2 protein-coding genes are annotated in these 2,284 nt (G+C 76.2%); both read left to right on the top strand.

All coding sequences use genetic code 11. From position 1 onward, the window contains the following. The first annotated feature begins 322 nt into the window (after positions 1 to 322). The gene (mshA, locus tag LCD33_RS28495; RefSeq protein ID WP_224958495.1) at positions 323 to 1,612 is read left to right on the top strand and encodes a D-inositol-3-phosphate glycosyltransferase; all 1,290 of its coding nucleotides are present in this window, start codon (positions 323 to 325) and stop codon (positions 1,610 to 1,612) included. After that, positions 1,609 to 2,139 carry a YbjN domain-containing protein gene (locus LCD33_RS28500; protein ID WP_224966640.1) on the top strand — a complete coding sequence of 177 codons (531 nt, stop codon included), beginning with the start codon at positions 1,609 to 1,611 and terminating at the stop codon, positions 2,137 to 2,139. Before mshA ends, LCD33_RS28500 begins: the two co-directional genes overlap by 4 nt. The last annotated feature ends 145 nt before the right edge of the window (positions 2,140 to 2,284 follow it).

The raw sequence follows: 2,284 nt of genomic DNA on the forward strand, positions 1-2,284 counted from the left end.
CCCCCCCGCCGCCCCCCCCGCCGCGCCCCCCCCCGCGCCCCCCCCCCCCGCCCGCGCCCGCGGGGGGGGGGGGGGGCCCCCCCCCCCCCCCCCCCCGGGGACCTTCTTCGTGCGCCGGGGCCGTCCGCCCGCGCTGTGAACACCGTCACCGGGCGTGCCGCGTCCGGGCCGGTCGGTGCGGTGGGCGGGGTAGCGTCAGCGGGCTGCGCTCGGCCGCCCAGGAATGTTTTCCCCCGGCCCGGTGTCGGGACCCAGGGCGTTCCGGACCCGGGCGCCGTGGGCGAGGGCGCTCCACCACCACGTTTGCGATAGGGCTTAGTCGATGACCTCTGGCACCGCCCGGATGCGGCCGCGCCGCGCCGCCGTGTTCTCGTTGCACACTTCGCCGCTGGAGCAGCCGGGCACCGGTGATGCGGGCGGGATGAACGTCTACATCGCCCAGACCGCGACCCGGCTGGCCGAGCACGGCACCGAGGTGGAGATCTTCACCCGCGCCACGTCCTCCGAGGTGCCACCGGTGGCGGAGCTGGCGCCGGGCGTGACGGTGCGGCACGTGGTGGCCGGACCGTTCGAGGGGCTGGACAAGAACGAGCTGCCCGCGCAGCTGTGCGCGTTCGCGGCGGGCGCGCTGCGCGCGGAGGCGCGGCACGAGCCGGGGTTCTACGACGTGGTGCACTCGCACTACTGGCTGTCCGGGCAGGTCGGCTGGCTGGCGCGGGAGCGCTGGGGCGTGCCGCTGGTGCACACCGCGCACACCTTGGCGAAGGTGAAGAACGCCGCGCTCGCCGCCGGCGACACCCCGGAGCCGCGGGTGCGGGTGCTCGGCGAGGAGCAGGTGGTCGCCGAAGCGGACCGGCTCGTCGCGAACACCGAGGTGGAGGCCGACGACCTGGTGCGGCTCTACGGCGCGTCCCCCGACGAGGTCGAGACGATCCCGCCGGGCGTGGACCTGCGCCGGTTCACCCCGGGCGACGCGACCGCGGCCCGCGCCCGGTTCGGGGTGCGGCCGGACGCGCTGGTGTTCGCGTTCGTGGGCCGCATCCAGCCGTTGAAGGCACCGGACGTGCTGCTGCGCGCCACCGCGGAGCTGCTGGCGCGCCGCCCGGAGCTGCGTGCGCGGCTGGAGGTGCTGGTGGTCGGCGGTCCCTCCGGCAGCGGCCTGGACCGGCCGGAGTCGCTGCACGAGCTGGCGGGGGAACTCGGCATCACCGACGTGGTGCGGTTCCTGCCGCCGCAGGGCGGTGCGGCGCTGGCCGACGTGTACCGCGCGGCGGACGTGGTGGCGGTGCCCAGCTACAACGAGTCGTTCGGGCTGGTGGCGCTGGAGGCGCAGGCCTGCGGCACGCCGGTGGTGGCGGCGTCGGTGGGCGGCCTGCCGGTGGCGGTCGCGGACGGCCGCTCGGGATTGCTGGTGCCGGGGCACCGCACCGGCCAGTGGGCGGACGCGCTGGGGTCGGTGACCGAGGCCGGGCTGCGCGCCGAGCTGGCCGCGGGCACGGTCGCGCACGCCGAGGCGTTCTCCTGGGACCGGACCACGGAGGCGCTGCTGGAGACCTACGCGCGGGCGAAGCGCGCCTTCCACTCGCAGTTCGACCTGGAGGTGACGGCATGACGGTCGAGGCGACGATCGCGGCCGCGCTGGACGCGAGCGAACTGGACTACCGGCGGGAGGACGGCGGCCGGTTCTTCGTGACGCTGCCGGGCACGAAGAAGCTGCAGACGAACTGCTGGCTGATCGTCGCCGAGCACGCGCTGGTCGTGGAGGCCTTCGTGTGCAGGCAGCCGGACGAGGCGCACGAGGACGTCTACCGGTTCCTGCTGCGCCGCAACGCCCGGCTCTACGGCGTGCACTACACGATCGACGGGACCGGGGACGTGTACCTGGTGGGCCGGATCGGCCTGCACGCGGTGACGGCGGAGGAGGTCGACCGGGTGCTCGGGCAGGTGCTGGAGGCCGCGGACGGCGACTTCAACACCTTGCTGGAGCTGGGTTTCGGCACGGCGATCCGCCGGGAGTGGGGCTGGCGGGAGTCGCGCGGCGAGTCGCTGGCGAACCTGCGCCCGTTCGAGCAGATGGTGCGGCGGGACGGTCCGCTGGCCCCGGCGGACGACGGCGGGGAGACCTCGCGGGAGCGGTGATCGGCGTCCGCTGCGACAGCGGACGCGAGGGGCGGCTCGGGAGAGAGGGGGAGTCGCGAGCTCGAACCGCCCCACGCGTGAGTTCCCGCCAGCGGGCCCAGTGGGCGGGGGGCACCCGGGGCCCCCCGCGGCCCGCGGGGCCGGG

It is taken from the genome of Saccharopolyspora sp. 7B (assembly GCF_020177435.1).
Taxonomy (GTDB): Bacteria; Actinomycetota; Actinomycetes; order Mycobacteriales; family Pseudonocardiaceae; genus Saccharopolyspora_C; species Saccharopolyspora_C gregorii.

Excerpts from the sequence above, each read along its gene's own strand:
- mshA (WP_224958495.1), top strand. The coding sequence starts at position 323 with ATGACCTCTGGCACCGCCCGGATGCGGCCGCGCCGCGCCGCCGTGTTC.
- LCD33_RS28500 (WP_224966640.1), top strand. The coding sequence starts at position 1,609 with ATGACGGTCGAGGCGACGATCGCGGCCGCGCTGGACGCGAGCGAACTG.